The sequence below is a fragment of the Klebsiella sp. Lac1 genome, from assembly GCF_009825425.1.
In the GTDB taxonomy this organism is placed as follows: Bacteria; Pseudomonadota; Gammaproteobacteria; order Enterobacterales; family Enterobacteriaceae; genus Klebsiella; species Klebsiella electrica.
In genome coordinates, this window is the sequence record NZ_VJZJ01000003.1 from 185,874 (window position 1) to 209,248 (window position 23,375).

The window sequence follows — 23,375 nt, forward strand, 5'->3', positions numbered from 1 at the left end:
CGGCTCCTTAGAAATACCCCTGACGTTTCTTCAGCTCCATGGAGCCGGCCTGGTCGCGGTCAATCATACGACCCTGACGCTCGCTGGTGGTGGAGACCAGCATCTCTTCAATAATCTCCGGCAGCGTCTGCGCGTTGGATTCCACCGCGCCGGTCAGCGGCCAGCAGCCTAACGTACGGAAGCGCACCATCTGCTTTTTGATCATCTCGCCCGGTTGCAGATCGATACGATCGTCATCAATCATCATCAGCATACCGTCGCGCTCAAGCACCGGACGCTCGGCCGCCAGATACAGCGGAACGATTTCAATATTTTCCAGATAGATGTACTGCCAGATATCCAGCTCGGTCCAGTTGGAGAGCGGGAACACGCGGATGCTTTCGCCCTTGTTAATCTGGCCGTTGTAGTTGTGCCACAGCTCCGGACGCTGGTTTTTCGGATCCCAGCGGTGGAAACGGTCGCGGAAAGAGTAGATACGCTCTTTGGCACGGGATTTTTCTTCGTCACGACGGGCGCCGCCGAACGCGGCGTCAAAGCCGTATTTGTCCAGCGCCTGCTTCAGACCTTCGGTCTTCATGATGTCGGTGTGCTTGGCGCTACCGTGAACAAACGGGTTAATCCCCATCGCCACCCCTTCCGGGTTTTTGTGCACCAGCAGTTCGCAGCCGTAGGCTTTGGCAGTACGGTCGCGGAATTCATACATTTCGCGGAATTTCCAGCCGGTATCAACGTGCAGCAGCGGAAAAGGCAAGGTTCCCGGATAAAACGCTTTACGCGCCAGATGCAGCATAACGCTGGAATCTTTACCGATGGAGTACATCATCACCGGGTTAGAGAATTCGGCGGCCACCTCGCGAATAATATGGATGCTTTCCGCCTCCAGTTGCCGCAGGTGAGTGAGTCGTTTTTGGTCCATAACCGTTCCTTAAGCCAGATTCACCACAGACGCGTTAAACGCATCTGCTTGAGTTGTTTGTTGAAACCAGGCGAGCTGTTGGTGTAATTGCACCACTTCGCCCACCACCAGCAGAGCGGGCATCGGAGCATCTTTCGCCAGCTCTTCGAGCTGCTGTAATGTGCCCGTTATCGTTTGCTGATCGGCGCGGGTGCCGCGAGAAATTACCGCCACCGGCGTATTGCTGTCCCGGCCATGGGCGATAAGCTGCGCGCTAATTTCCGCCGCTTTCATCGTGCCCATATAGATAGCCAGCGTCTGACGACTCTGCGCCAGCAGCGACCAGTCGTGCGCGGCGCTGTCAGCCTTGTAATGACCGGTGACGAAGGTGACGCTCTGGGCGTAATCGCGATGGGTCAGCGGAATGCCGGCATAGGCCGTTGCCCCGGCGGCAGCCGTTACGCCCGGGACCACCTGAAACGGGATCCCTGCATCGGCGGCGGCCTGTAGTTCTTCGCCGCCGCGTCCGAAAATAAACGGATCGCCGCCTTTCAGGCGCACCACCGTTTTGCCTTCTCGCGCCGCATCGACCAGCATCTGGTTCGTTTCATGCTGCGGCACCGAATGTTCGCCCGCGCGTTTACCCACGCAAATCATCTCGGCGTCGCGGCGCACCAGCTCGCGGATCTCCGGCGTCACCAGATGGTCATAAAACACCACGTCCGCCTTCTGTACCGCCTGCAGGCCGCGCAGCGTTAGCAGCCCGGCATCGCCCGGTCCGGCGCCGACGAGAATAATTTCACCCAGCCGTTTTTCCGGCTGATACAGTTCTTCTTCCAGCGCCTTATCGGCGGCGGCTTTATTTCCGGCAATCATCAGACTGGCAAAGCGGCCATTGAAGACCCGCTCCCAGAAGCGCCGCCGCGCTGCGGTGGTCGTCAGATGGGTTTTAATATGCTGCCGCCAGTAGCTTGCCGCTTCGGCAACGCGTCCGAGATTGGTCGGCAGTAAAGCTTCAATTTTTTCGCGAATCAGCCGGGACAGTACCGGCGCTGAACCGCCGGAGAAAATGGCGATCAGCAGCGGAGAGCGGTCGACGATGGAGGGAAAAACCACCGAGCAGAGCGGCTGATTATCGACAACGTTCACCAACCGGTAACGGGCGCTGGCGGCAGCGGAAACCCGCTGATTGAGCGCGTCATCGTCGGTCGCGGCAATCACTAAAAAGACGTCGTCGAGCTGGGGTTCTTCAAATTCGTGGGCCCGCCACTGAATCTCCTGACGCTCAACCAGAGCGGCGACGTCTTCGCATAAGGCTGCCGCCACGACCTGCACGTTGGCTCCTGCCCGCCGCAAGAACATAATTTTGCGCGCCGCAATGTCCCCGCCGCCAATAACCAGCACCGGTTTTGCTTTCAGTTCAGCAAATAAGGGCAAATAGTCCACGTTGCAACAACCCGCTTACAATCAGTCATAGAGCGACTATAGGGTGCTGTTTAGAGCAAATGAAATTACTAAATGGAATGAGTAGTTACCCAAAAGAATAACGACCTGAAAAAGCAAATATCAAAAAGTGCTTAACGCGCGACTTTTCCGCTATTTAAGAGGAAATGAAATTGTTTAACCGCAGTCACAGTTTCATACTAAGGGCGTTAAATATTTCCCTCGAGAAAGGACCCCCGCTATGTTTTCCGCGTTGTGCCGCCGCCTCCTTCCCCTGGCGCTTGGCGCAGGTTTTGTCTTCTCCGCCCCGGCTTTCAGCGCCATCGGCGAAACCGCAAATACCCAGGCTCGTCATATCGCGACTGTTTTTCCCGGAAGAATGACCGGTTCACCCGCAGAAATGCTGTCAGCGGACTATGTGCGTCAGCAGTTTGCCCAAATGGGCTATCAAAGCGACATCCGCAGCTTCCATGCGCGCTATATCTACAGCAATACGGATAAACGGAAAAACTGGCAAAACGTCACCGGCAGCACCGTCATTGCCGCCCACGAAGGCGCGGCTCGCCAGCAGATCATTGTGATAGCCCATCTCGATACCTATGCCCCGATGAGCGATGCTGACGTCGAACGCAACCTTGGCGGTCTGACTTTGCAGGGCATCGACGATAATGCCATGGGCGTCGGCGTGTTGCTGGAGCTGGCTGAGCGGTTGAAAAGTGTGCCCACCCACTATGGCATCCGCTTTATTGCTTCAAGCGGCGAAGAAGAAGGTAATCTCGGCGCGCAAAATGTCCTGAAACGAATGAACGATGCGGAGAAGAAAAATACGCTGCTGGTGATTAATCTCGATAACCTGGTGGTTGGCGATAAGCTCTATTTTAATAGCGGGCGCAGCACTCCCGCCTCGATTCGCAAACTCACCCGAGACCGCGCGCTGGCCATTGCGCGCAGCAAAGGGATCGCCGCCTATACCCATCCAGGCCTCAATCATGATTCTCCGCAGGGGACCGGCTGCTGTAATGACGCCAGCATTTTTGATAGCGCGGGGATCCCGGTCCTGTCCGTGGAGGCCACGAACTGGTCGCCGGGTAAGAAAGATGGCCATCAGCAGCGCAACAAATCCGCCGCCTTCCCGCAAGGAACCCTCTGGCATGACGTGCAGTTCGATAACCAGCAGTATATTGATAAAGCTCTGCCGGGGCGTATCGAACGCCGCAGCCGCGATGTCGTCAAGGTGATGCTGCCGCTGATAAAAGAGCTGGCGAAGGCAGAGAAGCATAGCTAATCTGCTGGCCGACGATATGAAAAGCCCTCGTCGTTCAGACTGAGGGCTTTGTCTCAGGAAACCGTCTCTTAGCCTTCGTGCAGTCCGCACTCGCGCTTAAGACCAAAGAAACGGGTCTCTTCTTCCGCCATGCCCGGCTCCCATTTGCGGGTGGTGTGGGTATCCCCTACCGACAGATAACCTTCATCCCACAGCGGATGGTATTTCAGGCCGTGTTTTTGCAGATACTGGTATACCGTCCGGTTATCCCAGTCGATGATCGGCAGCAGCTTAAACACGCCGCGCTGTACCGCCAGCACCGGTAGCGTGGCACGGCTGCCGGACTGTTCCCGGCGGAGTCCCGCAAACCAGGTTTGCGCGTTCAGCTCTTCCAGCGCCCGGTTCATCGGTTCGACTTTGTTGATTTCATTGTATTTCTCAATGCCTTCAACGCCCTGCTCCCACAGCTTACCGTAGCGTGCCTCCTGCCAGGCGGCGCTCTCCTTCGCCCGATAGACCTTCAGGTTCAGCTTGAGCTTGTCCGTTAACTCATCGATAAAGCGATAGGTTTCCGGGAACAGATAGCCGGTATCGGTCAGAATGACCGGAATATCCGGCCGTACCTGATTGACCAGATGCAGACTCACCGCCGCCTGAATACCAAAGCTCGACGAGAGCACATAGTCACCCGGCAGGTTTTCCAGCGCCCACGCCACGCGCCCTTCGGCGTCCAGCGTTTCGAGATGCGCGTTGGTTTCTGCGAGAGCCAGAATACGTTCGACTTTTGGCAATGCGTTAAGCGCGTTTAGATCGAGTACGGACATAAAGACCTCGTTAGCCTGTTTTGCCGGGCGGCACTGCGTTTGCCCGGCCTACTAAACCCGTAGGCCCGGTAAGCAAAGCGCCACCGGGCAATTGGGTGTTACTCCCAGAAATCCCGTGCGGGATCGAGCACCGGGCGAATGATGCCCGCACGCACCGTAAAGTCGCCGAAGCCTTCACCCGCTTCGCGCTCTTTCGCCCAGCGCCCTACCAGTTGGTCAATTGAATCGAGAATCTCCGACTCGGTTATATTCTCGCGATACATCCGTGGAATACGCGTCCCGCTGCGGTTACCGCCGAGATGCAGGTTGTAGCGACCCGGCGCTTTACCCACCAGCCCGACTTCCGCCAGCATCGCACGACCGCAGCCGTTCGGGCAGCCGGTCACACGCGTCACGATATGCTCATCGCTCACGCCGTACTTGCTCATGATCCCGTCGACCCTATCAATAAACGACGGCAGGAAGCGTTCTGCTTCGGCCATCGCCAGCGGACAGGTCGGGAAGGAGACGCAGGCCATTGAGTTTTCACGCTGCGGGGTGACGGCATTCATCAGCCCGTGGTCGCGCGCCAGCTTCTCAATCCGCGCCTTTTCCGTTTCCGGAACGCCGGCAATAATCAGGTTCTGGTTCGCCGTGATCCGGAACTCGCCCTGATGGATCTTCGCTATCTCCAGCAGACCGGTTTTCAGCGGACGGCCTGGGTAATCAAGAATACGTCCGTTTTCAATAAACAGCGTCAAGTGCCATTTTTTGTCGATCCCTTTGACCCAGCCGATGCGATCGCCGCGACCGGTGAACTCATACGGACGGATCGGTTCAAACTTGATCCCCGCCCGGCGCTCCACTTCGGCCTTGAAGGTCTCGACGCCGACGCGCTCAAGCGTATATTTGGTTTTCGCATTTTTACGGTCGGTACGGTTGCCCCAGTCACGCTGGGTGGTGACAACGGCTTCCGCGACCGCCAGGGTGTGCTCCAGCGGCAGGTAGCCAAACTCGCTCGCCGTACGGGCGTAGGTTTTTTTGTTGCCGTGCTCAATAGACAATCCGCCGCCCACCAGCAGGTTAAAGCCGACCAGCTTGCCGTTTTCGGCAATCGCCACGAAGTTCATGTCGTTGGCGTGTAGATCGATATCGTTCTGCGGCGGGATCACCACGGTGGTTTTGAACTTACGCGGCAGATAGGTCTGACCGAGGATCGGTTCTTCGTCAGTGGTGGCGACCTTTTTCTGATCGAGCCAGATCTCCGCATAGGCGCGGGTACGCGGCAGCAGGTGCTCAGAGATCTTTTTCGCCCACTCATAGGCTTCAGCATGCAGCTGAGACTCGTGCGGGTTAGAGGTACAGAGCACGTTACGGTTCATGTCGTTGGCGGTGGCCAGCGCGTCCAGACCAACCGAGTGCAGCATCTGATGCACCGGCTTCACGTTCTTCTTCAGAATGCCGTGGAACTGGAACGTCTGACGGTTGGTCAGACGAATGCTGCCGTAAATGGTGTTATCGGCGGCAAATTTATCAATCGCCTGCCACTGCGTGGTGGTGATAACGCCACCCGGCAGACGACAGCGCAGCAGCATCGCATGACGCGGCTCCAGCTTCTGTGCCGCGCGCTCGGCGCGGATATCACGGTCATCCTGCTGATACATGCCATGAAAGCGAATCAGCAGAAAGTTGTCGCCTTTAAAGCCGCCGGTGAGGGGGTCGTTTAAGTCTTCTGCGATCGTGCCGCGCAGGTAGTTGCTCTCTACCTTCATACGCTCGGCGTCGGTCAGTTTACCTTCGACCACCAGAGGTCCTGGATGTTTTTCGCTCATTAGTAGACATCTCGCTGATAACGGCGCTCAACGCGCAGCTCACTTAAAAATTCGTCCGCCGCTTCGGCGTCCATCGCGCCGTATTCGGCAATCACTTCCAGCAACGTCTGCTCAACGTCTTTCGCCATACGATTGGCATCGCCGCAGACATAAATATGGGCACCGTCATTAATCCAGCGCCACAGTTCGGCCCCCTGCTCGCGCAGCTTGTCCTGAACATAGACTTTTTGTTGTTGATCGCGGGACCAGGCCAGGTCAATACGGCTCAGCACGCCTTCTTTGACATAGCGCTGCCATTCCACCTGATAGAGGAAATCTTCCGTAAAGTGCGGGTTGCCGAAGAACAGCCAGTTCTTGCCTTCCGCACCATCCGCCGCACGCTGCTGCATGAAGGCACGGAACGGTGCAATACCGGTCCCCGGGCCAATCATAATCACCGGCGTCTGCGGGTTGGCAGGCAGACGGAAGTTGTCGTTGTGCTCGATGAAGACGCGAACTTCGCCCTCTTCTTCCAGGCGATCGGCCAGGAAGCTGGACGCACCGCCAGCGCGGGCGCGGCCTTCGATGTCGTAGCGAACGGCGCCAACGGTGATATGGACTTCGCTTTCGACTTCCGCCTGCGATGAAGCAATGGAGTAGAGACGCGGCGTCAGCGGACGCAGCAGACCGATTAAGGTGTCAGCATCCAGTTGCGCCGGAGAGAAACGCACCATATCGACGATTGGGGTGTTGGCGGCATACTGTTGCAGCTGGGCTTTGTCGCCCACCAGCGGCAGCAGCGTTTCGCTACGGGTCAGGGTGGCATAGTTTTCGACGATAGTGGCGGTGTTGACCGTGAGTTCAAAATGCCACTGCAGGGCTTCTGCCAGCGGCAGGGTTTTGCCCTCGACGGTTACCGACTCGTCGCCCTTCAGCCACAGCAGTTCAACCAGCTCTTTCACCAGCTCAGGATCGTTCTGATACCAGACGCCCAGCGCATCGCCAGGCTGGTAACGCAGACCGGAGTCAGCGAGGTCGATTTCAATATGACGCACATCTTTTTCAGAATCGCGGCCGGTGATTTTCTGATTCACCGCCAGCGTCGCCGTCAGCGGCGCTTCTTTGGTATACGGGCTGGAGTGAATGTCATTCACCGCCCCGCTTACCGCGGCCTGGGCCGGAGCCGCGACTGGCGCACGGGCTTTCAACACGTCGACCACGCGCGCGCGCCATTGCGCCGCCGCAGGCTGGTATTCGACGTCAGCGTCAACGCGATCCAGCAGGCGTTCACCGCCCAGCTCAGCCAGACGGCTGTCAAAGTCTTTCCCGGACTGGCAGAAGAATTCGTAGGAGGTATCGCCTAAGCCAAATACCGCAAAGGCGGTGCCTTCAAGCTTCGGCGCTTTTTTGGAAAACAGGAATTTATGCAGCGCAACGGCCTCTTCCGGCGACTCGCCCTCACCTTGCGTCGACGTCACGATAACCAGCAGCTTTTCGGAGGCAATTTGTTTGAATTTATAGTCGCCTGCGTTCACCAGTTTCACGTTCAGCTGTGCTGCCAGCAGATCGTCACGCAGCGCTTCCGCCACCCGGCGGGCGTTGCCGGTTTGCGATGCGGAAATAAGGGTAATGCCCGGCATTTCTGCCGCCTGCGCAGGAACCGCTGTCGCCGCGCCGGCGTGCTGATTCAGCACGCCCCAAAAGTAGCCCGAAACCCAGGCAAGCTGAGTCGGCGTGAAGTCTGTCGTGGCCGCCTGAAGGCGCGCCAGTTGCTCCGGGTTCAGCGGAAGCAAATTGGAAGGTGGGGCCTGTGTCGTCATGCGTCGTTATGTTCCAGTAAGCAAAGCTGTTATTCGCACCCTGTCAGCGCGGCAAAAACAGAAGAGAATGTAAGGTTAACGGCGCTAATAGTAACAATTAAAGAAGGGATGGAAATAACAAATAACCAAATGGACTAACCTGTTTTAGTTATAGTTATTAACAACAAAAACGATTAATTAAGCTCATGAAATTAAAAAGAATATTATGTAAACAGCTGGCGAATACGTCGATATTTTGCTCAGGGCCGTTTTAGTTAATGATAAAAAAATCGCTTTCCGGTACCCTACGGCGGTTTTTTTGTCTTATTGAGAGTAAAAGATGTCCACCACCCTGTTTAAAGATTTCACCTTCGAAGCCGCCCATCGCCTGCCTCACGTACCGGAAGGTCATAAGTGCGGTCGCCTGCACGGCCACTCTTTTATGGTGCGACTGGAGATTACCGGTGAAGTCGATCCCCATACGGGTTGGATCATGGATTTTGCCGAACTCAAGGCCGCGTTTAAACCGACCTACGATCGCCTGGATCACTACTACCTGAACGATATTCCCGGCCTGGAAAATCCAACCAGCGAAGTGCTGGCGAAGTGGATTTGGCAGCAGATGAAACCGCTGGTGCCGCTGCTGAGCGCCGTGATGATTAAAGAGACCTGCACCGCAGGCTGCATCTATCGCGGCGAGTGATTAAAGCCTTTGTGTCGATGGTCAATATTCCTTAAATAACGTCATGTTAGCCTATGCGTTCTGGGTCACTGGGGCGCAACATGGCTGACGATTTTGATATTATTATCATCGGTGCAGGAATAGCCGGCACCGCCTGCGCTCTACGCTGCGCACGGGCGGGGCTTTCGGTCCTGCTGCTCGAACGCGGCGAAATTCCCGGCAGTAAAAATCTCTCCGGCGGGCGCCTGTACTGCCGCGCGCTCGCCGAACTGCTCCCTCATTTTCAACAATCCGCGCCGCTTGAACGCCGTATCACCCAGGAAAACCTGACCCTGCTGACCGACGATGGCGCCACAACCTATTCCAGCCTGCAGCCCGGCGGCGACTCCTGGAGTTTACTGCGCGCCCGCTTCGATCCGTGGCTGGTTAGCCAGGCCGAAGGCGAAGGCGTCCAGTGCATTACCAGCGCGACGGTGGCGTCGCTGTATCGCGAAAACGGCCGGGTTTGCGGGGTCATTTGCGATAACGAAACGCTGCGCGCCCGCTACGTGGTGCTGGCGGAAGGGGCCAATAGCGAGCTGGCGGAGCGTCACGGTTTACTTCCGCGTCCGTCCCCAACCGCCATGGCGCTGGGGATCAAAGCGGTGCTGGCGATGGAGCGCAAGACGCTGGAGGATCGTTTCCGCCTTGAGGGCAACGAGGGGGCGGCCATGTTATTTACCGGCGGGGTCTGCGGCGATTTACCCGGCGGCGCGTTCCTTTATACCAATCAGGAGACGATCTCATTCGGTATCGTATGTCCACTCTCCACGCTGGGAAAAGGTGCGGTTCCTGCCTCCAAACTGCTGGATCGTCTCAAATCGCATCCAGCTCTGCGCCCTCTGCTGCAGGGTAGTGAAACGCTGGAATATGGCGCGCATCTGGTACCTGAAGGCGGCCTGCACAGCATGCCGGCGCAGTATGCCGGAGAAGGCTGGCTGCTGGTGGGCGACGCGCTGCGCACCTGCGTCAATACCGGCTTCACCGTACGAGGGATGGACATGGCCTTAATCGGCGCCCAGGCGGCGGCACAAACGTTAATCCTGGCCTGTCGGCACGGCGAGCCGCAAAATCTGTTTACGCAATACCATCAGGAGATCGAGCGCAGCCTGCTGTGGGACGTGCTCCAGCGCTACCGGCACGTTCCCGCTCTGCTGCAGCGCCCCGGCTGGTATCGCCGCTGGCCCGCGCTGATGGACGATATCTCCCGCGAACTCTGGCAGCAGGGCGAAGGCCCGGTCCCGCCGCTGCGCCAGATAGTCTGGCGTCATCTTCACCGTCACGGCCTGCGCCATCTGGCAGGCGATCTTGTCCGGAGCTTACGATGTCTGTAGCACGTAACGTCTGGCGTCCCGCCGACGCCCCGCATATTGTCCCGACGGCTACGCCCGACCGGGAAGTCGTCGAACTACTTATTGCCTCCTGTCCCGCCGGGCTTTTCTCACGAGCTGCGGAAGGCGGCGTGCAGATCGACTACCGCGGATGTCTGGAGTGCGGCACCTGCCGGCTATTATGCGATGAGGCAACGCTAAAAGAATGGCGCTATCCTGACTCTGGATTCGGTATTACGTTCCGTTTCGGCTAATGAAATGACGCGAAATAATTCAGGTTGCAGGACAGCGAGCGCCCCCGCAGCCTGAATTATGACGAGTAAAATACGAAGGACACACCATGCCCCTGTTACACCTGCTACGACAAAATCCGGTCATCGCGGCCGTCAAAGATAACGCCAGCCTGCAGTTAGCCATCGATTCCGAGTGCCAGTTTATTTCCGTGCTGTACGGTAATATCTGCACCATCAGCAACATCGTGAAGAAAATCAAAAACGCCGGTAAATACGCGTTTATTCATGTCGACCTGCTGGAGGGGGCGTCGAATAAAGAGGTGGTGATTCAGTTTTTGAAGCTGGTTACCGAAGCCGACGGCATCATCAGCACCAAAGCACCGATGCTAAAAGCGGCCAGAGCGGAAGGCTTTTTCTGTATTCATCGCCTGTTTATCGTCGACTCGATTTCCTTTCACAATATTGACAAGCAGGTGGCGCAGTCTAACCCGGACTGTATTGAAATCCTGCCGGGCTGCATGCCAAAAGTGCTGGGGTGGGTAACGGAGAAAATTCGCCAGCCGCTGATTGCCGGAGGCCTGGTCTGCGATGAAGAAGATGCGCGTAATGCGATGAAAGCCGGCGTTGCGGCCCTGTCGACCACCAACACCAGCGTCTGGAAATTAGCGAAGCAGCTTAATTAATCCTGCGTACAGGCTACCAGTGCTTTCAGTACCGGTAGCCAGTCATCCACGATGCCGACATCCGCCTGAGAAAATACCGGCGCGCTGGCGTCATGATTAATCGCCACGATAAATCGGCTCCCACGCACTCCCGCCATCAGCGCCGCCGCCCCTGATGCGCCAGCCACAATGCAGATATCCGGAGCCAACAGATGGCCGGAAATACCCACCAGGCGATCGGCATCATAGCCGCCATTCATCACTCGCGCTCGGCTGTAGCCCGCTTCCGCGCCCAGGTTTTGCGCAAACGACGCAATGTCTCCCGCATCGGCCTCTTCCCTGCCCTGCCCGACAACCAGCACCCGCTCCGCCGCCAGCAAAGGGTGCGCGCCCGCGCGCTCAACGCGCTCAATCTCCGTCAGCCACTCGGGCTGCTCCGCCGGTACGATTCGGCGCTCCGGCAAACCGTCAGGAAAATCCCCGGGCGCATTCCCTCCGGGCTGGCGCGCCAGGGAGAGGCACAGCGGCCGGGCGCTCACCTCCAGCGTGGCCGTAAGCGCATTGCCCCAATGAGACTTCGTTACCCGACCCTCCGGCGCATTCGACGATAGCACCTGGCATACGCTGCCTCCTCGCAGGCGCCAGGCCAGCCGCGTGGCCAGCTCATCGGCCAGCGCTCCCGCCGGGAATAGCACCACGTCGACCGGCGTCTGTCGCCACTGATCGACCAGCGCATCCAGAAGCTGCCCCGCAACCTCCACCTCATCATCTGGCGTCCAGCGCTGCAGATCCTCCGCAGCGAGATCGTTTGCCGCCAGCCAGCCTCCCATCGCGGCGTTATCGTCGGCCGCCATAACCATCGCTATCTTCATGGCCGCATCCTCCGGCATAAATAGTTCTCCCATAGCGCCCCGGCTTTCTCCTGCACCGTCGCGCCCTCAACGATAACGGCCGCGCGCCGCTGCGCTGGTCGCGTCAAGCGCCGGCACTGAACGTCAGGCGTCGCCTCAACGGTCGCCGCCTGACGCACGATGTCCGCCTTTGCCGCCGCCAGGCGCTGGCGCATGCCGGGTACCGGGAGCGCCACTTCGCCGCACTGCCTGACCGCAATCACCGCCGGTAGCCGCACCCGGCAGCGGCGGATGCCGGAATCCGTGCGCTGCTCGACAACGGCAAAAAGCGGTTCGAGCGTAAAGCGTTCAACCTGGCTGAAGCAGGGCCAGCCGAGCATTTCCGCCAGCAGAAACGGCGTCTGGCCATTTTGCCCCTCGCTGCTCTGACAGCCGGTCACGATCAGCTCCCCGCCGTGGCTACGCTGCCAGTCGGCGATCTGTCCGGCGATAAACGATGGCGCAAAACGCAGATCCGCTGCCGTCTCCAACAGCACCCGCTGGTCAAACCCCAGCGCGGCAAAGTAGCGCAGCCAGTGCAGCGCGCGCTCATCGCCAATGCTTAATGCGCTCAAGGTCATCTCGCAGCCCGCATTGCGCTGGGCCAACAGCAGCGCGGCGGCAGCCTGCTCATCGGCGCCGATAGCGCTGCGCAATAGTGCGACATCCGGCCCGCAGGTATCCAGCGCGGCGGCCTGCCAGTCCTTTTCCGCCAGCATGCCGGCGTCAGGCTCCGGCTTAAACGCCAACAGAATGTTCATTCGCTCCTCCTTGTCTTTTGTCGCCGCTCCCGGCAGCGGCCAGCGGCAGCGCTTTGGTTTCCGGGGCCCACAGCCAGGTCACCACAAAGCCGATCAGCAGTACGCCGGCCAGTAGCAAAAGGGTGACCGTCATCCCCCACTGCGCCAGGGTCCAGGGCAGCAGGCCGGTGCCGATCGCGGCCCCAAGCCGGCTCATGGCGGTTGCGAAGCCAACGCCCAGCGAGCGGATATCCGTAGGAAAGCTTTCCGCCGGAAGGATCCCCACCAGATTGCTGACCGCCGAAATCGTGGTACTAAACAGGATAAAAAGCAGCAGCGTCCAAGGGCTGCCTGCCGGCAGGAAGGCCATGGCGATTAACGTCGTCGCCAGCAGCAGAAAGCTGCCGAGCAGGAAGTGACGATGGGCCAGCAAATGGGTTAATACCAGCCCCAGCAGAGCGCCAACGATCAGCAGCGCATTCAGCAACAGGCTGGCGGTCAGCGCATCTTCAAGACCGATGGTTTCCGCGATGGTGGGCAGCCAGGTATAGATAACGAACCACGGGATTACCAGGCAGACGAAGAAGATGCTGTTAAATGCCGTTCGCCGCCAGTAGCGCGGTGAAAACAGCGTTCCGATCCGTTTATTAGTTGCCGTCACCACCTCGTCGCCGAGCAGCACGTGCGGACCAAAGCAGCGCCGCACCACCGCATGAGCCTCGGCGAAGCGGCCCTGGCGTAATAGCCAGCGCGGAGACTCCGGCGTCCCCCAGCGCAGTAGCGTGATTAGCAGGGCCGGCAGCGCGGATGAGGCCAGCAGCCAGCGCCAGGCGTCCGGGTTGTCGCTAATAAAATGGTGCCCGGCGAGGCTTGCCAGTACGTAACCGATAGTCCACACCACGCTAAACGCCCCGAGCAGGATGCCTCTATGCCGGCGCGGCGCGAATTCGGCGAGCAGGGTATGGCCTACGGAGTAATCCCCGCCCAGCCCAATGCCTATCAGGATCCGCAGGCCAATAAGCTGTTCAGGGGTGGTGGCAAAAAACTGCAGAAAAGAGGCGGCGGTAATCAGGACGAAGCTGAGGGTGAAAATCTTCTGTCGGCCAATATGATCCGAGACCCACCCGAGGATCAGGCTGCCGATAAACAACCCAAGCAGCGCCGCCCCGCCGATCATCCCGGCCATAAAAGGCGTCAGGTGCATGGCGGGGGTCAGTTGGATAATGGCGTAACCGATAACGCCGAGGACGTAGCCGTCAACCAGATGCGCGCCGAAGGTTAGCGCGGCAATACGGCAGTGAAAGCCGTTAAGCGGCAGGTCGTCCATTCGCACCGGTGAAGCGTTCATTTCTCCCCCCTTCATGGTCCGGCAAAAACGGCTTCCCCGCTGGGAAGCCGTGTATATCCGCCATACTTCAAGCCGTCTGCTACGTTTGCTTCCCCTTGTCACACCGCTATCTATGCCCCAGGGAATTGACTCTTTTACCGCCCGCAGGCAACTCGTATTATTTTGGCTACCGCTATTATTTTTCAATCGGGTAAATCGTTCCAGTATTCATAATTCCGTTTGGATCAAACTGCTTCTTCAACCCTTCCAGCAGCGGCCACGCGCTGCCATGCTCCAGCTTGCTCCAGTGAACGCGATGCTTACCAATTCCGTGGTGATGCACCATAGAGCCGCCGAGGCGAATCGTCTCTTCGCAAATAATCTTGTTGAGCGGGTTGTGGTACTTATCAATCTCCTCTTCCGGCTTACAGCCCACCACGTTGTAGTCGTAGACGAAGTACATGTTGGTGCCGTTCATATAGCTATGAGAAGAGTGGCCGCCCAGCATGGTGATGTCGTCGGCGTGCGGGAACTCGGAGCGGATACGGTTGATCACGCTTTCGTAGATCTCATTGATGCAGCTCCAGCAGCCTGATACCTCGGTGGTGAAGCCCATATTACCGGTTTTGAGGATCTGTACGCGTTCGGCAGCCACCTTTTCCGGGCCCCAGTTGAGGTGATTAAACCAGGTTTCGATCAGCTTGCTGTCTACGCGCTGGCACTGCGGATATCGCGCAACAACCTGCGCAATCCCTTCGCCGGTTGCTTTCGCTATCAGCGGGTTGCCTTCGGCCATAAAGATCAGTACGCATTTACCATCAGCAAAATGGGTAAAGTGCTGGGTGCCGTCCTCGGCATCGTACAGGCGGGCGATCGACGGACGATAGCCTTCTACCATGACCTCGCGCAGGATGCTGAAGCCCACTTTCATATCGTCCAGCACGTATCCGTAGAACAGGTTATTTTCCGGCGTGAACCTGAAGATTTTCACCGTTACTTCGGTGATATAGCACAGCGCACCTTCGTTACCGATGATGATATGGCGAATATCCGGCCCGGCGGCGCGGCGCGGAACGTTTTTGATGCGGGTGACGGTACCGTCGGGCAGCACGGCCTCCAGCCCGACCACCATATCTTCGATAGCTCCGTACAGCGTGGAAAACTGGCCAATGCTGCGGGTTGCCACCAGGCCGCCCATCTGCGCCAGCGGCTTAGACTGCGGCGAGTGGCCGGTGGTGTAGCCTTTTGCCCGCAGTGCGTTTTCGAGCACTTCCAGCGGCACGCCGCACTGCGCGGTTGCCTGCATGTTTTCGATATCAATATTCAGGATTTGGTTCATCCCGGCGCCGTCCAGCACCACCGAGTTTTCCACGACGGTTTCGAGGCCGCCTTCGGTCGCCGAGGCGCCGGTACGCGGTACACCGTTGATCTTATGCTGGTTCATAAACGACAGCACGCTTGAAACCTGTTCGGTTGAGCCTGGCTTAACGACCGCGGCGGGCAGCGGCAGCGTAAAGACGCCGTGGATGTCGGCATATTTACGAAAGCGGTCAATGCTGTTGCGCTTTAAAACGGTTTCATCGGTGATCACGCGATCGGAACCGACGATTTCTTTTAACTGGTCAACAATCGCTTCACGGGATAAAGACATAGTAATACCTTCCTGATAATGAATTCGGAATAAACACGTCATCCTTCAAACTGCTTATTTATTAATGACCGGTATAAACCCCAATAACACTGCGCTCTATGTTACCGGAGATTTATTATTTGCGGCCCCAACGCATCCTGAATGATATTGTGTGACATAATTAATACAAATACAGAAACCACCGGTTAAGAATTAACGCACCAGATAGCCGCCGTCGACTACCAGAAGATGGCCGTTAACATAATTGGATGCCTGACTGGCTAAAAATACCGCTGCACCCATTAGGTCCTGAGTATCACCCCAGCGGTTTGCCGGAATATGGTCCAGCACGCGCTGATTGGTTTCCGGATTGCTGCGGGTAGCCAGCGTAATATCGGTAGTATAATAGCCAGGGGCGATGCCGTTGACCTGAATATTATACTGACCTAACTCATCGCAATATGCTTTAGTGAAACCAGCCAGCGCATGTTTTGTCGCCGAATAAGCCGGTGACCACTGACCTCCGAGATAAGAAAACAACGAGCAGATATTAATAATTTTACCGCTGTTTTGCGGAATCATAATTTTTGCCGCTTCATGGCTGAGTTCGAAAGGCGCAGTCAGGTTAACATCGATCATCGGATCCCAATCCACACGCCCGAAGTCCAGCACTTTATTCAGCTTACAAATTCCGGCATTGTTGATGAGGATATCGACCGTGCCAAAGCGTTCACAGCAGGCGGCGATGATCTGCTGCGGTGCGCCTTTAGCGGTAATATCCACCTGTATAAACTCAACTTCAACACCCTGTTTTTCAATAATTTCTTTTGTCTCTCCGTTATCCTTGACGACGCTTGGAATAAACAGATTCGCGCCGGCTTTCGCCAGCGCCATGGCAAAGGCCTGACCCAGTCCGCTATTACCGCCGGTGACAATCGCCGTTTTACCTTTCAGAGAGAAGAAATCCATTGAGAACGCGTTAAGAGATTCGATTGACATAGTTGGCTCCAAATTTTTTTAGGCAAAAAAAAAGAAAGGTAACTTCCCCCCACGAGAGGGAAGTTACCTTTCTCATTATCTCTGGCAACTGAGCTAATTTTTTAGCACAGCGCCCGAACACCTAATGTGATCGTAATCACAGATAAATATTTCATTCATAAATTACGCATAAAACTACGAATCGTGATTATTCTCACACTAAAACCCATGTCGGCATGTTATTCCTAACTGCAATTACTAGAGACCAGAGAAAAGTAATCCACCTGCAAAGGCGGTTTACTTTTCTCTTTTTTTCGTCTATTAAAAATGAGATCACGATATGCAACAGAATTCATATCGCCGTTGGATAACACTTGCCATTATTAGCTTTAGCGGCGGAGTCAGCTTTGACCTTGCCTATTTACGCTATATTTATCAAATCCCAATGGCAAAATTCATGGGATTTAGCAATACCGAAATAGGCTTAATCATGAGCACCTTTGGTATTACCGCCATTATTCTCTATGCGCCCAGCGGGGTTATTGCCGACAAATTCTCGCATCGCAAAATGATTACTTCGGCGATGATCGTGACCGGCCTGCTCGGCTTAATAATGACGACCTATCCACCGCTGTGGGCCATGCTTTGCATTCAGGTCGCCTTTGCCATCACCACCATTCTGATGCTGTGGTCCGTTTCAATTAAAGCCGCCTCACTGCTCGGCAATCATAGCGAGCAGGGAAAAATCATGGGCTGGATGGAGGGGCTACGCGGCGTTGGCGTTATGTCGCTGGCGGTATTTACCATGTGGGCATTTTCCCGCTTCGCGCCCGACGATAGCAATAGTCTGAAGGTCGTTATCCTGATTTACAGCGTGGTTTACATCCTGCTGGGGATATTGTGCTGGTTCTTTGTCAGCGATGCGCCCCAGCGCGGTGGCGCGGCGCAGGAAGAGAAAAAAGCGTTTCAGCTAAGCGATATTCTCGCCGTCCTGCGCATTAGCACAACCTGGTACTGCAGCATGGTCATTTTTGGCGTCTTTACCATCTACGCCATCCTCAGCTACTCCACCAACTACCTGACGGAAATGTACGGTATGTCGCTGGTGGCTGCGAGCTATATGGGGATTGTCATCAACAAAATCTTCCGCGCGATTTGCGGCCCACTGGGCGGCATTATTACCACCTACAGCAGAGTAAAATCCCCAACCCGCGTCATTCAGCTGCTGTCGATCGTGGGGGTTCTGGCGCTTGTTGCGCTACTGGCTACCAATTCAAACCCGCACTCCGTGGCGATGGGGATCGGCCTGATTCTGCTGCTGGGCTTCACCTGCTACGCTTCGCGCGGGCTCTATTGGGCCTGCCCCGGCGAAGCGCGGACTCCGGGCTACATCATGGGAACAACCGTCGGTATCTGCTCAGTCATTGGCTTCCTGCCCGACGTTTTTGTCTATCCGATCGTTGGCCACTGGCAGGACACCCTCCCCACCGCGGACGCCTACCGCAACATGTGGCTGATGGGCCTCGCCGCGCTATGCATGGTGATCCTCTTTACCTTTTTGCTGTTTCGAAAAATACGCCGCACCGACGCCGCGACAGAACGCGAGGCATCGCTTGCCGCAGAGACTGCCGGCGAGTGAGGATGAAAATTTAAAGGAGAATAATAATGTCGAAGAAATACATCATTGGAATCGATGGCGGGAGCCAGAGCACCAAGATCGTGATGTACGACCTGCAGGGAAATGTGGTCTGCGAGGGAAAAGGCCTGCTGCAGCCAATGCACACGCCGGACGCCGATACGGCGGAGCACCCTGATGATGATTTGTGGACTTCGCTATGCTGCGCCGGGAAGGATCTGATGAGCCGGTTTACCGGCCAGAAAGAGGATATTGTCGGCATCGGTCTCGGCTCTATCCGCTGCTGCCGCGCGCTCCTTAAAGCCGACGGTACGCCCGCCGAACCGCTCATTAGCTGGCAGGACGCCCGCGTCACCCGGCCTTATGAGCATACCAATCCCGACGTGGCCTGGGTCACCTCATTTTCCGGCTATCTGTCGCACCGCTTAACCGGCGAGTTTAAGGACAATATCGCCAACTACTTTGGCCAGTGGCCGGTGGATTATAAAACCTGGGGGTGGAGCGACAACGACGAGGTCGTTAAGCAGTTTAATATTCCGCGCCGGATGCTATTCGACGTGCAGATGCCCGGCTCGATTCTGGGTCATCTCACCGATCAGGCCGCCCGCGCAACCGGCTTCCCGTCAGGATTACCCGTGATCTGCACCACCAGCGATAAGCCAGTTGAGGCGCTCGGCGCAGGGCTGCTGGATGACGAAACGGCGGTTATCTCATTAGGCACCTATATCGCCCTGATGATGAACGGCAAAGCGCTGCCGAAAGATCCCGTCGCCTACTGGCCGATTATGTCCTCCATCCCCGAAACGCTGCTGTACGAGGGGTACGGTATTCGTAAGGGGATGTGGACGGTTAGCTGGTTGCGGGACATGTTGGGCGAATCCTTAATTCAGGACGCCAGGGCTCAGGGCCTGTCGCCGGAAGATCTATTAAATAAAAAGGCCGCAACGGTGCCGCCGGGCTGTAACGGGCTAATGACCGTACTGGACTGGTTAACGAACCCCTGGGAGCCCTATAAACGCGGGATCATGATCGGTTTTGATTCCAGCATGGATTACGCGTGGATTTATCGCTCCATTCTGGAGAGCGTTGCGCTGACGCTGAAAAATAACTACGACAATATGTGCAATGAAATGAATCACTTCGCTAAACATATCATCATCACCGGCGGCGGTTCGAACAGCGATCTCTTTATGCAGATCTTCGCCGATGTATTTAACCTACCGGCCAGGCGCAACGCGATTAACGGCTGTGCCAGCCTCGGGGCGGCAATCAACGCCGCGGTGGGATTGGGTTTGTACCCCTCCTACGCGACAGCGGTGGCAAATATGGTGCGGGTAAAAGATATCTTTATGCCAATAGAGAAGAATGCCAGCCGGTATGAGGCGTTAAATAAGGGAATTTTCAGGGAGTTAACTACCTATACGGATACGATTTTGAAAAAGTCGTATGCGGTCACCCATGGTAGTCTGGAAAACGTTGACGCGATTCAAAGCTGGTCGAACGCGTAGCGGACGCGCCGGGTAGTGCACATCTACCCGGCGGTTTATCAGGCAATATTCAGATATTTATGCGTCTGCATCGACAACCGCCAGTTGCGGGCGATGCAGGTCTCAATACACAGACGCGTCGCATCCTCTTTCTGGCTGATGGGCTGCAGAGCAATAATCCGCGGCTTGTCGTCGGTCAGCGTTTCCAGCAGTTCGTCCAGCGCTTCGATATCCCGCACGCGCCCTACCGGATGCTTAATTTCATCGGCCCGCAGCAGCGCCTGCGACAGCACATCGTAGCCACCGCGCATGTTGACCTTCGGCGATACCGTTACCCAGGTATTGGGGCTACAGCGCACTTCATGAGTACCGCTGGTTTCAATCTGGCAACTGAATCTGTTCTGCTCCAGCAGCATAGTCAGCGGCGTTAAATCGTGGATGCAGGGTTCACCGCCGGTGATCACGACGTGACGGGCGGTCCAGTCCTGACGCCCAATGATCGCCAGCAGGTCTTCGCCGCTTGCCGGGCCCCACTTATCGCTCTCTTTGGTTTTCGCCAGAATACTAAACAGCGACACTTCCCGATCCGCAAGCTTATCCCAGGTATGTTTAGTATCGCACCAGGCACAACCAACCGGGCATCCCTGCAGACGAATAAAAATGGCAGGCACGCCGGTGAAGTAACCCTCGCCTTGCAAGGTCTGGAACATCTCGTTAATCGGGTACTGCATAATCATCTCTGTTTAAGTTCGAAACGCGCATTATCGCAGATTTAGCGCCCGGGGTCTTGTCTTCAGCAGTGATTGCACATTACCCGCTATCCATGGTTCTATACTGCTTGTCGCGAGCCATTTCTTCCGGCGCCTTACAGGATATTCAGAACATTGCTTCACCTGATTGGCTCAGCCGTTTTATTTTTCTCTCCATTGATGTAACAAAATATTTTATATATGACATTTATATGAAACTATAAAACTCGAAAAGAAAAATAAAATATTTATAAAAATCAGCATAGTACAAATGGATACATAATAAATGGAATCTTTTTAAATGTCAGAATGTCTTATCTAATCCGCATCGGCTAGTAACCTTAATTTAGTCTTAAGAAGCCATTTAAATCCCCTTTTTCTATTGATTTACTGTTTAGTTTTCCCCGCTTAAAATCCAGTCGACTAACCATGTTGAGACTGCATTCATGAATACATTATTAATTACAGGCGTTACCGGATTTCTGGGGGGAGCGGTTTTAGAGAATATCCTGAATCAAAAAAAAGGGATTAATCTACTGCTTTTAGTTCGTGCCGAAAATGCCGAAGCGGCTCTTAACCGCGTGAAAGAAAACATGCGCAAATTCAACATTGCTGAGGAAAAACTGGCGGCGCTGACCCCGCGGAATATCCTCCTCGGTGATTTGGTCAATCCACAAGGGTTTCTTGACGATCCGCGCCTGGAGCAGGTGACTCACGTCCTCAACTGCGCTGCCGTCGCCTCCTTTGGCAATAACCCGCTCATCTGGAAGGTGAACGTAGAAGGCACCCTGCAGTTTGCCCAACGCATGTCCCAGGTTGCCGGATTACAGCGCTTTCTGCACGTCGGCACGGCAATGTCATGCTCGCCTGAACCTGACTCGTTGGTGGCGGAAAGCGCCGAATTCCGTGAGCGCGCTGAACACCTTGTCGAGTACACTCACTCCAAATCCGCAATAGAACAACTGATGCAGCAGACCTGTCCGACGCTTCCGTTGACGATCGCTCGCCCGTCGATTGTGGTGGGCCATACTCATCACGGCTGTCAGCCCTCCAGCAGTATCTTCTGGGTATTCAGCATGGGTTTAATGCTGCAAAAATTCCTCTGCTCGATGGAAGATCGGATCGATGTGATTCCCGTCGACTATTGCGCCGATGCGCTGATGATGCTGCTTGATAACCAGCTTGCGCGCGGCGAAGTCGTGCACATTTCGGCAGGCGAAGAAAATAGCGTGAAATTTGCGGAGATCGATCGCGCCATGGCCTCTGCGCTGGAACAGGTGCCCGTCGGCGATAAGTATGCGCAGGTCAGCTATGAGACGCTGGTCAAGATGCGTCGCGAACTGAAGGATATCTTCGGACCCTGCAATGAACGTCTGATGCTCAAAGCCATGCGCCTCTATGGCGCCTTCGCGACCCTTAACGTACGCTTCAGCAACGATAAGCTGCTCAGCCTGGGAATGCCGAAGCCGCCGCGCTTTACCGATTATATCGATCGCTGCGTACAGACCACCCGCGGGCTTTCGATTCCGCAGCAGATGGCGGTCGACTTTAAGTAATCGCCGGCGCGAAGATAAACAGCAAAGGTAAAAAAAATGCCAGTCCGAAGACTGGCATTTTCATATCAGATAAAGACAGGCTTATGCCTGACCTTTGATCTCTTTACGACCGTTGTACGGTGCTTTTTCGCCCAGCGCTTCTTCGATACGAATCAGCTGGTTGTATTTAGCAACGCGGTCAGAACGGCTCATAGAACCGGTTTTGATCTGGCCTGCAGCGGTACCCACAGCCAGGTCAGCGATGGTCGCGTCTTCAGTTTCGCCAGAGCGGTGAGAGATAACGGCAGTGTAGCCAGCGTCTTTCGCCATTTTGATCGCAGCCAGAGTTTCGGTCAGGGAACCGATCTGGTTGAATTTGATCAGAATGGAGTTAACGATGCCTTTGTCGATACCTTCTTTCAGGATCTTGGTGTTGGTTACGAACAGATCGTCACCAACCAGCTGGATTTTGTCGCCCAGGACTTTAGTCTGGTATGCGAAACCAGCCCAGTCAGATTCGTCCAGACCGTCTTCGATAGAAACGATCGGGTACTGTTTGGTCAGGTCTTCCAGGAAGTGAGTGAACTCTTCAGAGGTGAACGCTTTGTTGCCTTCGCCAGCCAGAACGTATTTACCGTCTTTGTAGAATTCAGACGCCGCGCAGTCCATCGCCAGAGTGATGTCTGTGCCCAGCTCGTAACCTGCTGCTTTAACCGCTTCAGCGATAACAGCCAGCGCTTCTGCGTTGGAACCCAGGTTCGGCGCGTAGCCACCTTCGTCACCCACTGCAGTGTTCATACCTTTAGCTTTCAGAACTTTAGCCAGGTTGTGGAACACTTCAGAACCCATACGTACGGCTTCTTTCAGGGATTTAGCGCCAACCGGCTGAATCATAAATTCCTGGATGTCGACGTTGTTGTCAGCGTGCTCGCCACCGTTGATGATGTTCATCATCGGAACCGGCATGGAGTATTTGCCCGGAGTGCCGTTCAGCTCAGCGATGTGTTCGTACAGCGGCTGGCCTTTAGAGGCAGCGGCTGCTTTGGCGTTAGCCAGGGACACAGCCAGAATGGCGTTCGCACCGAAGTTAGATTTGTTTTCAGTACCGTCCAGGTCGATCATGATTTTATCGATGCCAGCCTGATCTTTGGCGTCTTTGCCAAGGATAGCCTGAGCAATCGGGCCGTTGACCGCGCCAACAGCTTTCAGTACGCCTTTACCCATGAAACGGGATTTGTCGCCATCGCGCAGTTCCAGCGCTTCGCGGGAACCAGTAGAAGCACCTGACGGAGCTGCTGCCATACCAACGAAACCACCTTCCAGGTGTACTTCGGCTTCAACAGTCGGGTTACCACGGGAGTCGATGATTTCACGACCGATGACTTTAACGATTTTGGACATTAGGTTTTCCTCAGTACAAGTTAAACTAAAACTCCAGACA

Annotated in this window: 20 protein-coding genes; 8 read left to right on the forward strand and 12 right to left on the reverse strand. The window is 55.8% G+C overall.

Annotated features, from left to right (window positions below; all coding sequences use genetic code 11):
* Nucleotides 1-7: 7 nt before the first annotated feature.
* Both cysD and cysG read right to left on the reverse strand, forming a co-directional pair.
* Nucleotides 8-916 (reverse strand): sulfate adenylyltransferase subunit CysD, encoded by a 909-nt coding sequence (gene cysD, locus FNY10_RS19955; RefSeq protein ID WP_004866959.1) that lies wholly within the window; start codon nucleotides 914-916, stop codon nucleotides 8-10.
* A 9-nt stretch (nucleotides 917-925) separates the two neighbouring features.
* Complete coding sequence (cysG, locus tag FNY10_RS19960) at nucleotides 926-2,332, reverse strand: siroheme synthase CysG (protein ID WP_160703333.1); 1,407 nt, start codon at nucleotides 2,330-2,332, stop codon at nucleotides 926-928.
* Nucleotides 2,333-2,579: 247 nt separating this feature from the next.
* On the opposite strand from cysG, the gene FNY10_RS19965 reads away from it, so the two are divergent.
* Nucleotides 2,580-3,623, forward strand: coding sequence for an aminopeptidase (locus FNY10_RS19965; protein WP_160703180.1), 1,044 nt, complete (start codon nucleotides 2,580-2,582; stop codon nucleotides 3,621-3,623).
* A 68-nt stretch (nucleotides 3,624-3,691) separates the two neighbouring features.
* Here the strand turns inward: FNY10_RS19965 and cysH are convergent, their stop codons facing one another.
* From cysH to cysJ, 3 genes are all read right to left on the reverse strand, one after another.
* Nucleotides 3,692-4,426, reverse strand: coding sequence for a phosphoadenosine phosphosulfate reductase (cysH, locus tag FNY10_RS19970; RefSeq protein WP_141963657.1), 735 nt, complete (start codon nucleotides 4,424-4,426; stop codon nucleotides 3,692-3,694).
* 98 nt (nucleotides 4,427-4,524) lie between these two features.
* Complete coding sequence (gene cysI, locus FNY10_RS19975; protein ID WP_160703182.1) at nucleotides 4,525-6,237, reverse strand: assimilatory sulfite reductase (NADPH) hemoprotein subunit; 1,713 nt, start codon at nucleotides 6,235-6,237, stop codon at nucleotides 4,525-4,527.
* Nucleotides 6,237-8,036: an NADPH-dependent assimilatory sulfite reductase flavoprotein subunit gene (gene cysJ, locus FNY10_RS19980; RefSeq protein WP_141963655.1), complete on the reverse strand. Its 1,800-nt coding sequence runs from the start codon at nucleotides 8,034-8,036 to the stop codon at nucleotides 6,237-6,239. Before cysJ ends, cysI begins: the two co-directional genes overlap by 1 nt.
* A 319-nt stretch (nucleotides 8,037-8,355) precedes the next feature.
* On the opposite strand from cysJ, the gene queD reads away from it, so the two are divergent.
* From queD to FNY10_RS20000, 4 genes are all read left to right on the forward strand, one after another.
* The gene (gene queD / locus FNY10_RS19985; RefSeq protein ID WP_100684525.1) at nucleotides 8,356-8,718 is read left to right on the forward strand and encodes a 6-carboxytetrahydropterin synthase QueD; all 363 of its coding nucleotides are present in this window, start codon (nucleotides 8,356-8,358) and stop codon (nucleotides 8,716-8,718) included.
* Between the two features lie 80 nt (nucleotides 8,719-8,798).
* On the forward strand, nucleotides 8,799-10,070 hold the full coding sequence (locus FNY10_RS19990; RefSeq protein WP_160703184.1) for an FAD-dependent oxidoreductase: 1,272 nt from the start codon (nucleotides 8,799-8,801) through the stop codon (nucleotides 10,068-10,070).
* Entirely contained in the window at nucleotides 10,061-10,321 is a 261-nt protein-coding gene (locus tag FNY10_RS19995; RefSeq protein ID WP_048023744.1) for a ferredoxin, read from the forward strand. The genes FNY10_RS19990 and FNY10_RS19995 overlap by 10 nt, the downstream gene beginning before the upstream one ends.
* A gap of 86 nt (nucleotides 10,322-10,407) precedes the next feature.
* The gene (locus tag FNY10_RS20000) at nucleotides 10,408-10,983 is read left to right on the forward strand and encodes a glycerol-3-phosphate responsive antiterminator (RefSeq protein ID WP_131048709.1); all 576 of its coding nucleotides are present in this window, start codon (nucleotides 10,408-10,410) and stop codon (nucleotides 10,981-10,983) included.
* On the opposite strand, the gene FNY10_RS20005 is transcribed toward FNY10_RS20000, so the two are convergent.
* The 5 genes from FNY10_RS20005 to FNY10_RS20025 all read right to left on the reverse strand — a co-directional run bounded on the left by FNY10_RS20005 (nucleotide 10,980) and on the right by FNY10_RS20025 (nucleotide 16,548).
* Nucleotides 10,980-11,834, reverse strand: coding sequence for an electron transfer flavoprotein subunit alpha/FixB family protein (locus tag FNY10_RS20005; RefSeq protein WP_160703335.1), 855 nt, complete (start codon nucleotides 11,832-11,834; stop codon nucleotides 10,980-10,982). The two genes, FNY10_RS20000 and FNY10_RS20005, sit on opposite strands and share 4 nt — an antisense overlap.
* Nucleotides 11,831-12,613, reverse strand: a complete 783-nt coding sequence (locus tag FNY10_RS20010; RefSeq protein WP_104895698.1) for an electron transfer flavoprotein subunit beta/FixA family protein — start codon at nucleotides 12,611-12,613, stop codon at nucleotides 11,831-11,833. Before FNY10_RS20010 ends, FNY10_RS20005 begins: the two co-directional genes overlap by 4 nt.
* Entirely contained in the window at nucleotides 12,591-13,940 is a 1,350-nt protein-coding gene (locus tag FNY10_RS20015; protein ID WP_131048708.1) for an MFS transporter, read from the reverse strand. The genes FNY10_RS20010 and FNY10_RS20015 overlap by 23 nt, the downstream gene beginning before the upstream one ends.
* 175 nt (nucleotides 13,941-14,115) lie before the next feature.
* Complete coding sequence (locus tag FNY10_RS20020) at nucleotides 14,116-15,570, reverse strand: FAD-binding oxidoreductase (RefSeq protein WP_131048707.1); 1,455 nt, start codon at nucleotides 15,568-15,570, stop codon at nucleotides 14,116-14,118.
* 192 nt (nucleotides 15,571-15,762) lie between these two features.
* A complete protein-coding gene (locus FNY10_RS20025) occupies nucleotides 15,763-16,548 on the reverse strand; it encodes an SDR family oxidoreductase (protein WP_131048706.1) in 786 nt (261 codons plus the stop codon).
* Nucleotides 16,549-16,867: 319 nt separating this feature from the next.
* Between FNY10_RS20025 and FNY10_RS20030 the strand changes: the two genes are divergently transcribed.
* Entirely contained in the window at nucleotides 16,868-18,166 is a 1,299-nt protein-coding gene (locus tag FNY10_RS20030) for an MFS transporter (RefSeq protein ID WP_160703186.1), read from the forward strand.
* A gap of 26 nt (nucleotides 18,167-18,192) precedes the next feature.
* Entirely contained in the window at nucleotides 18,193-19,671 is a 1,479-nt protein-coding gene (locus tag FNY10_RS20035; protein WP_160703188.1) for an FGGY-family carbohydrate kinase, read from the forward strand.
* A 38-nt stretch (nucleotides 19,672-19,709) separates the two neighbouring features.
* On the opposite strand, the gene queE is transcribed toward FNY10_RS20035, so the two are convergent.
* A complete protein-coding gene (gene queE / locus FNY10_RS20040; protein ID WP_160703190.1) occupies nucleotides 19,710-20,381 on the reverse strand; it encodes a 7-carboxy-7-deazaguanine synthase QueE in 672 nt (223 codons plus the stop codon).
* 464 nt (nucleotides 20,382-20,845) lie between these two features.
* Here queE and FNY10_RS20045 point away from each other — a divergent pair, with 464 nt between their 5' ends.
* Nucleotides 20,846-21,955, forward strand: coding sequence for an SDR family oxidoreductase (locus FNY10_RS20045; protein WP_131048702.1), 1,110 nt, complete (start codon nucleotides 20,846-20,848; stop codon nucleotides 21,953-21,955).
* 81 nt (nucleotides 21,956-22,036) lie between these two features.
* Here the strand turns inward: FNY10_RS20045 and eno are convergent, their stop codons facing one another.
* Nucleotides 22,037-23,335: a phosphopyruvate hydratase gene (eno, locus tag FNY10_RS20050; protein WP_100684523.1), complete on the reverse strand. Its 1,299-nt coding sequence runs from the start codon at nucleotides 23,333-23,335 to the stop codon at nucleotides 22,037-22,039.
* Nucleotides 23,336-23,375: the final 40 nt, after the last annotated feature.

Excerpts from the sequence above, each read along its gene's own strand:
- cysD (WP_004866959.1), bottom strand. The coding sequence starts at position 916 with ATGGACCAAAAACGACTCACTCACCTGCGGCAACTGGAGGCGGAAAGC.
- FNY10_RS19965 (WP_160703180.1), top strand. The coding sequence starts at position 2,580 with ATGTTTTCCGCGTTGTGCCGCCGCCTCCTTCCCCTGGCGCTTGGCGCA.
- cysH (WP_141963657.1), bottom strand. The coding sequence starts at position 4,426 with ATGTCCGTACTCGATCTAAACGCGCTTAACGCATTGCCAAAAGTCGAA.
- cysI (WP_160703182.1), bottom strand. The coding sequence starts at position 6,237 with ATGAGCGAAAAACATCCAGGACCTCTGGTGGTCGAAGGTAAACTGACC.
- cysJ (WP_141963655.1), bottom strand. The coding sequence starts at position 8,036 with ATGACGACACAGGCCCCACCTTCCAATTTGCTTCCGCTGAACCCGGAG.
- queD (WP_100684525.1), top strand. The coding sequence starts at position 8,356 with ATGTCCACCACCCTGTTTAAAGATTTCACCTTCGAAGCCGCCCATCGC.
- FNY10_RS19990 (WP_160703184.1), top strand. The coding sequence starts at position 8,799 with ATGGCTGACGATTTTGATATTATTATCATCGGTGCAGGAATAGCCGGC.
- FNY10_RS19995 (WP_048023744.1), top strand. The coding sequence starts at position 10,061 with ATGTCTGTAGCACGTAACGTCTGGCGTCCCGCCGACGCCCCGCATATT.
- FNY10_RS20000 (WP_131048709.1), top strand. The coding sequence starts at position 10,408 with ATGCCCCTGTTACACCTGCTACGACAAAATCCGGTCATCGCGGCCGTC.
- FNY10_RS20005 (WP_160703335.1), bottom strand. The coding sequence starts at position 11,834 with ATGAAGATAGCGATGGTTATGGCGGCCGACGATAACGCCGCGATGGGA.
- FNY10_RS20010 (WP_104895698.1), bottom strand. The coding sequence starts at position 12,613 with ATGAACATTCTGTTGGCGTTTAAGCCGGAGCCTGACGCCGGCATGCTG.
- FNY10_RS20015 (WP_131048708.1), bottom strand. The coding sequence starts at position 13,940 with ATGAACGCTTCACCGGTGCGAATGGACGACCTGCCGCTTAACGGCTTT.
- FNY10_RS20020 (WP_131048707.1), bottom strand. The coding sequence starts at position 15,570 with ATGTCTTTATCCCGTGAAGCGATTGTTGACCAGTTAAAAGAAATCGTC.
- FNY10_RS20025 (WP_131048706.1), bottom strand. The coding sequence starts at position 16,548 with ATGTCAATCGAATCTCTTAACGCGTTCTCAATGGATTTCTTCTCTCTG.
- FNY10_RS20030 (WP_160703186.1), top strand. The coding sequence starts at position 16,868 with ATGCAACAGAATTCATATCGCCGTTGGATAACACTTGCCATTATTAGC.
- FNY10_RS20035 (WP_160703188.1), top strand. The coding sequence starts at position 18,193 with ATGTCGAAGAAATACATCATTGGAATCGATGGCGGGAGCCAGAGCACC.
- queE (WP_160703190.1), bottom strand. The coding sequence starts at position 20,381 with ATGCAGTACCCGATTAACGAGATGTTCCAGACCTTGCAAGGCGAGGGT.
- FNY10_RS20045 (WP_131048702.1), top strand. The coding sequence starts at position 20,846 with ATGAATACATTATTAATTACAGGCGTTACCGGATTTCTGGGGGGAGCG.
- eno (WP_100684523.1), bottom strand. The coding sequence starts at position 23,335 with ATGTCCAAAATCGTTAAAGTCATCGGTCGTGAAATCATCGACTCCCGT.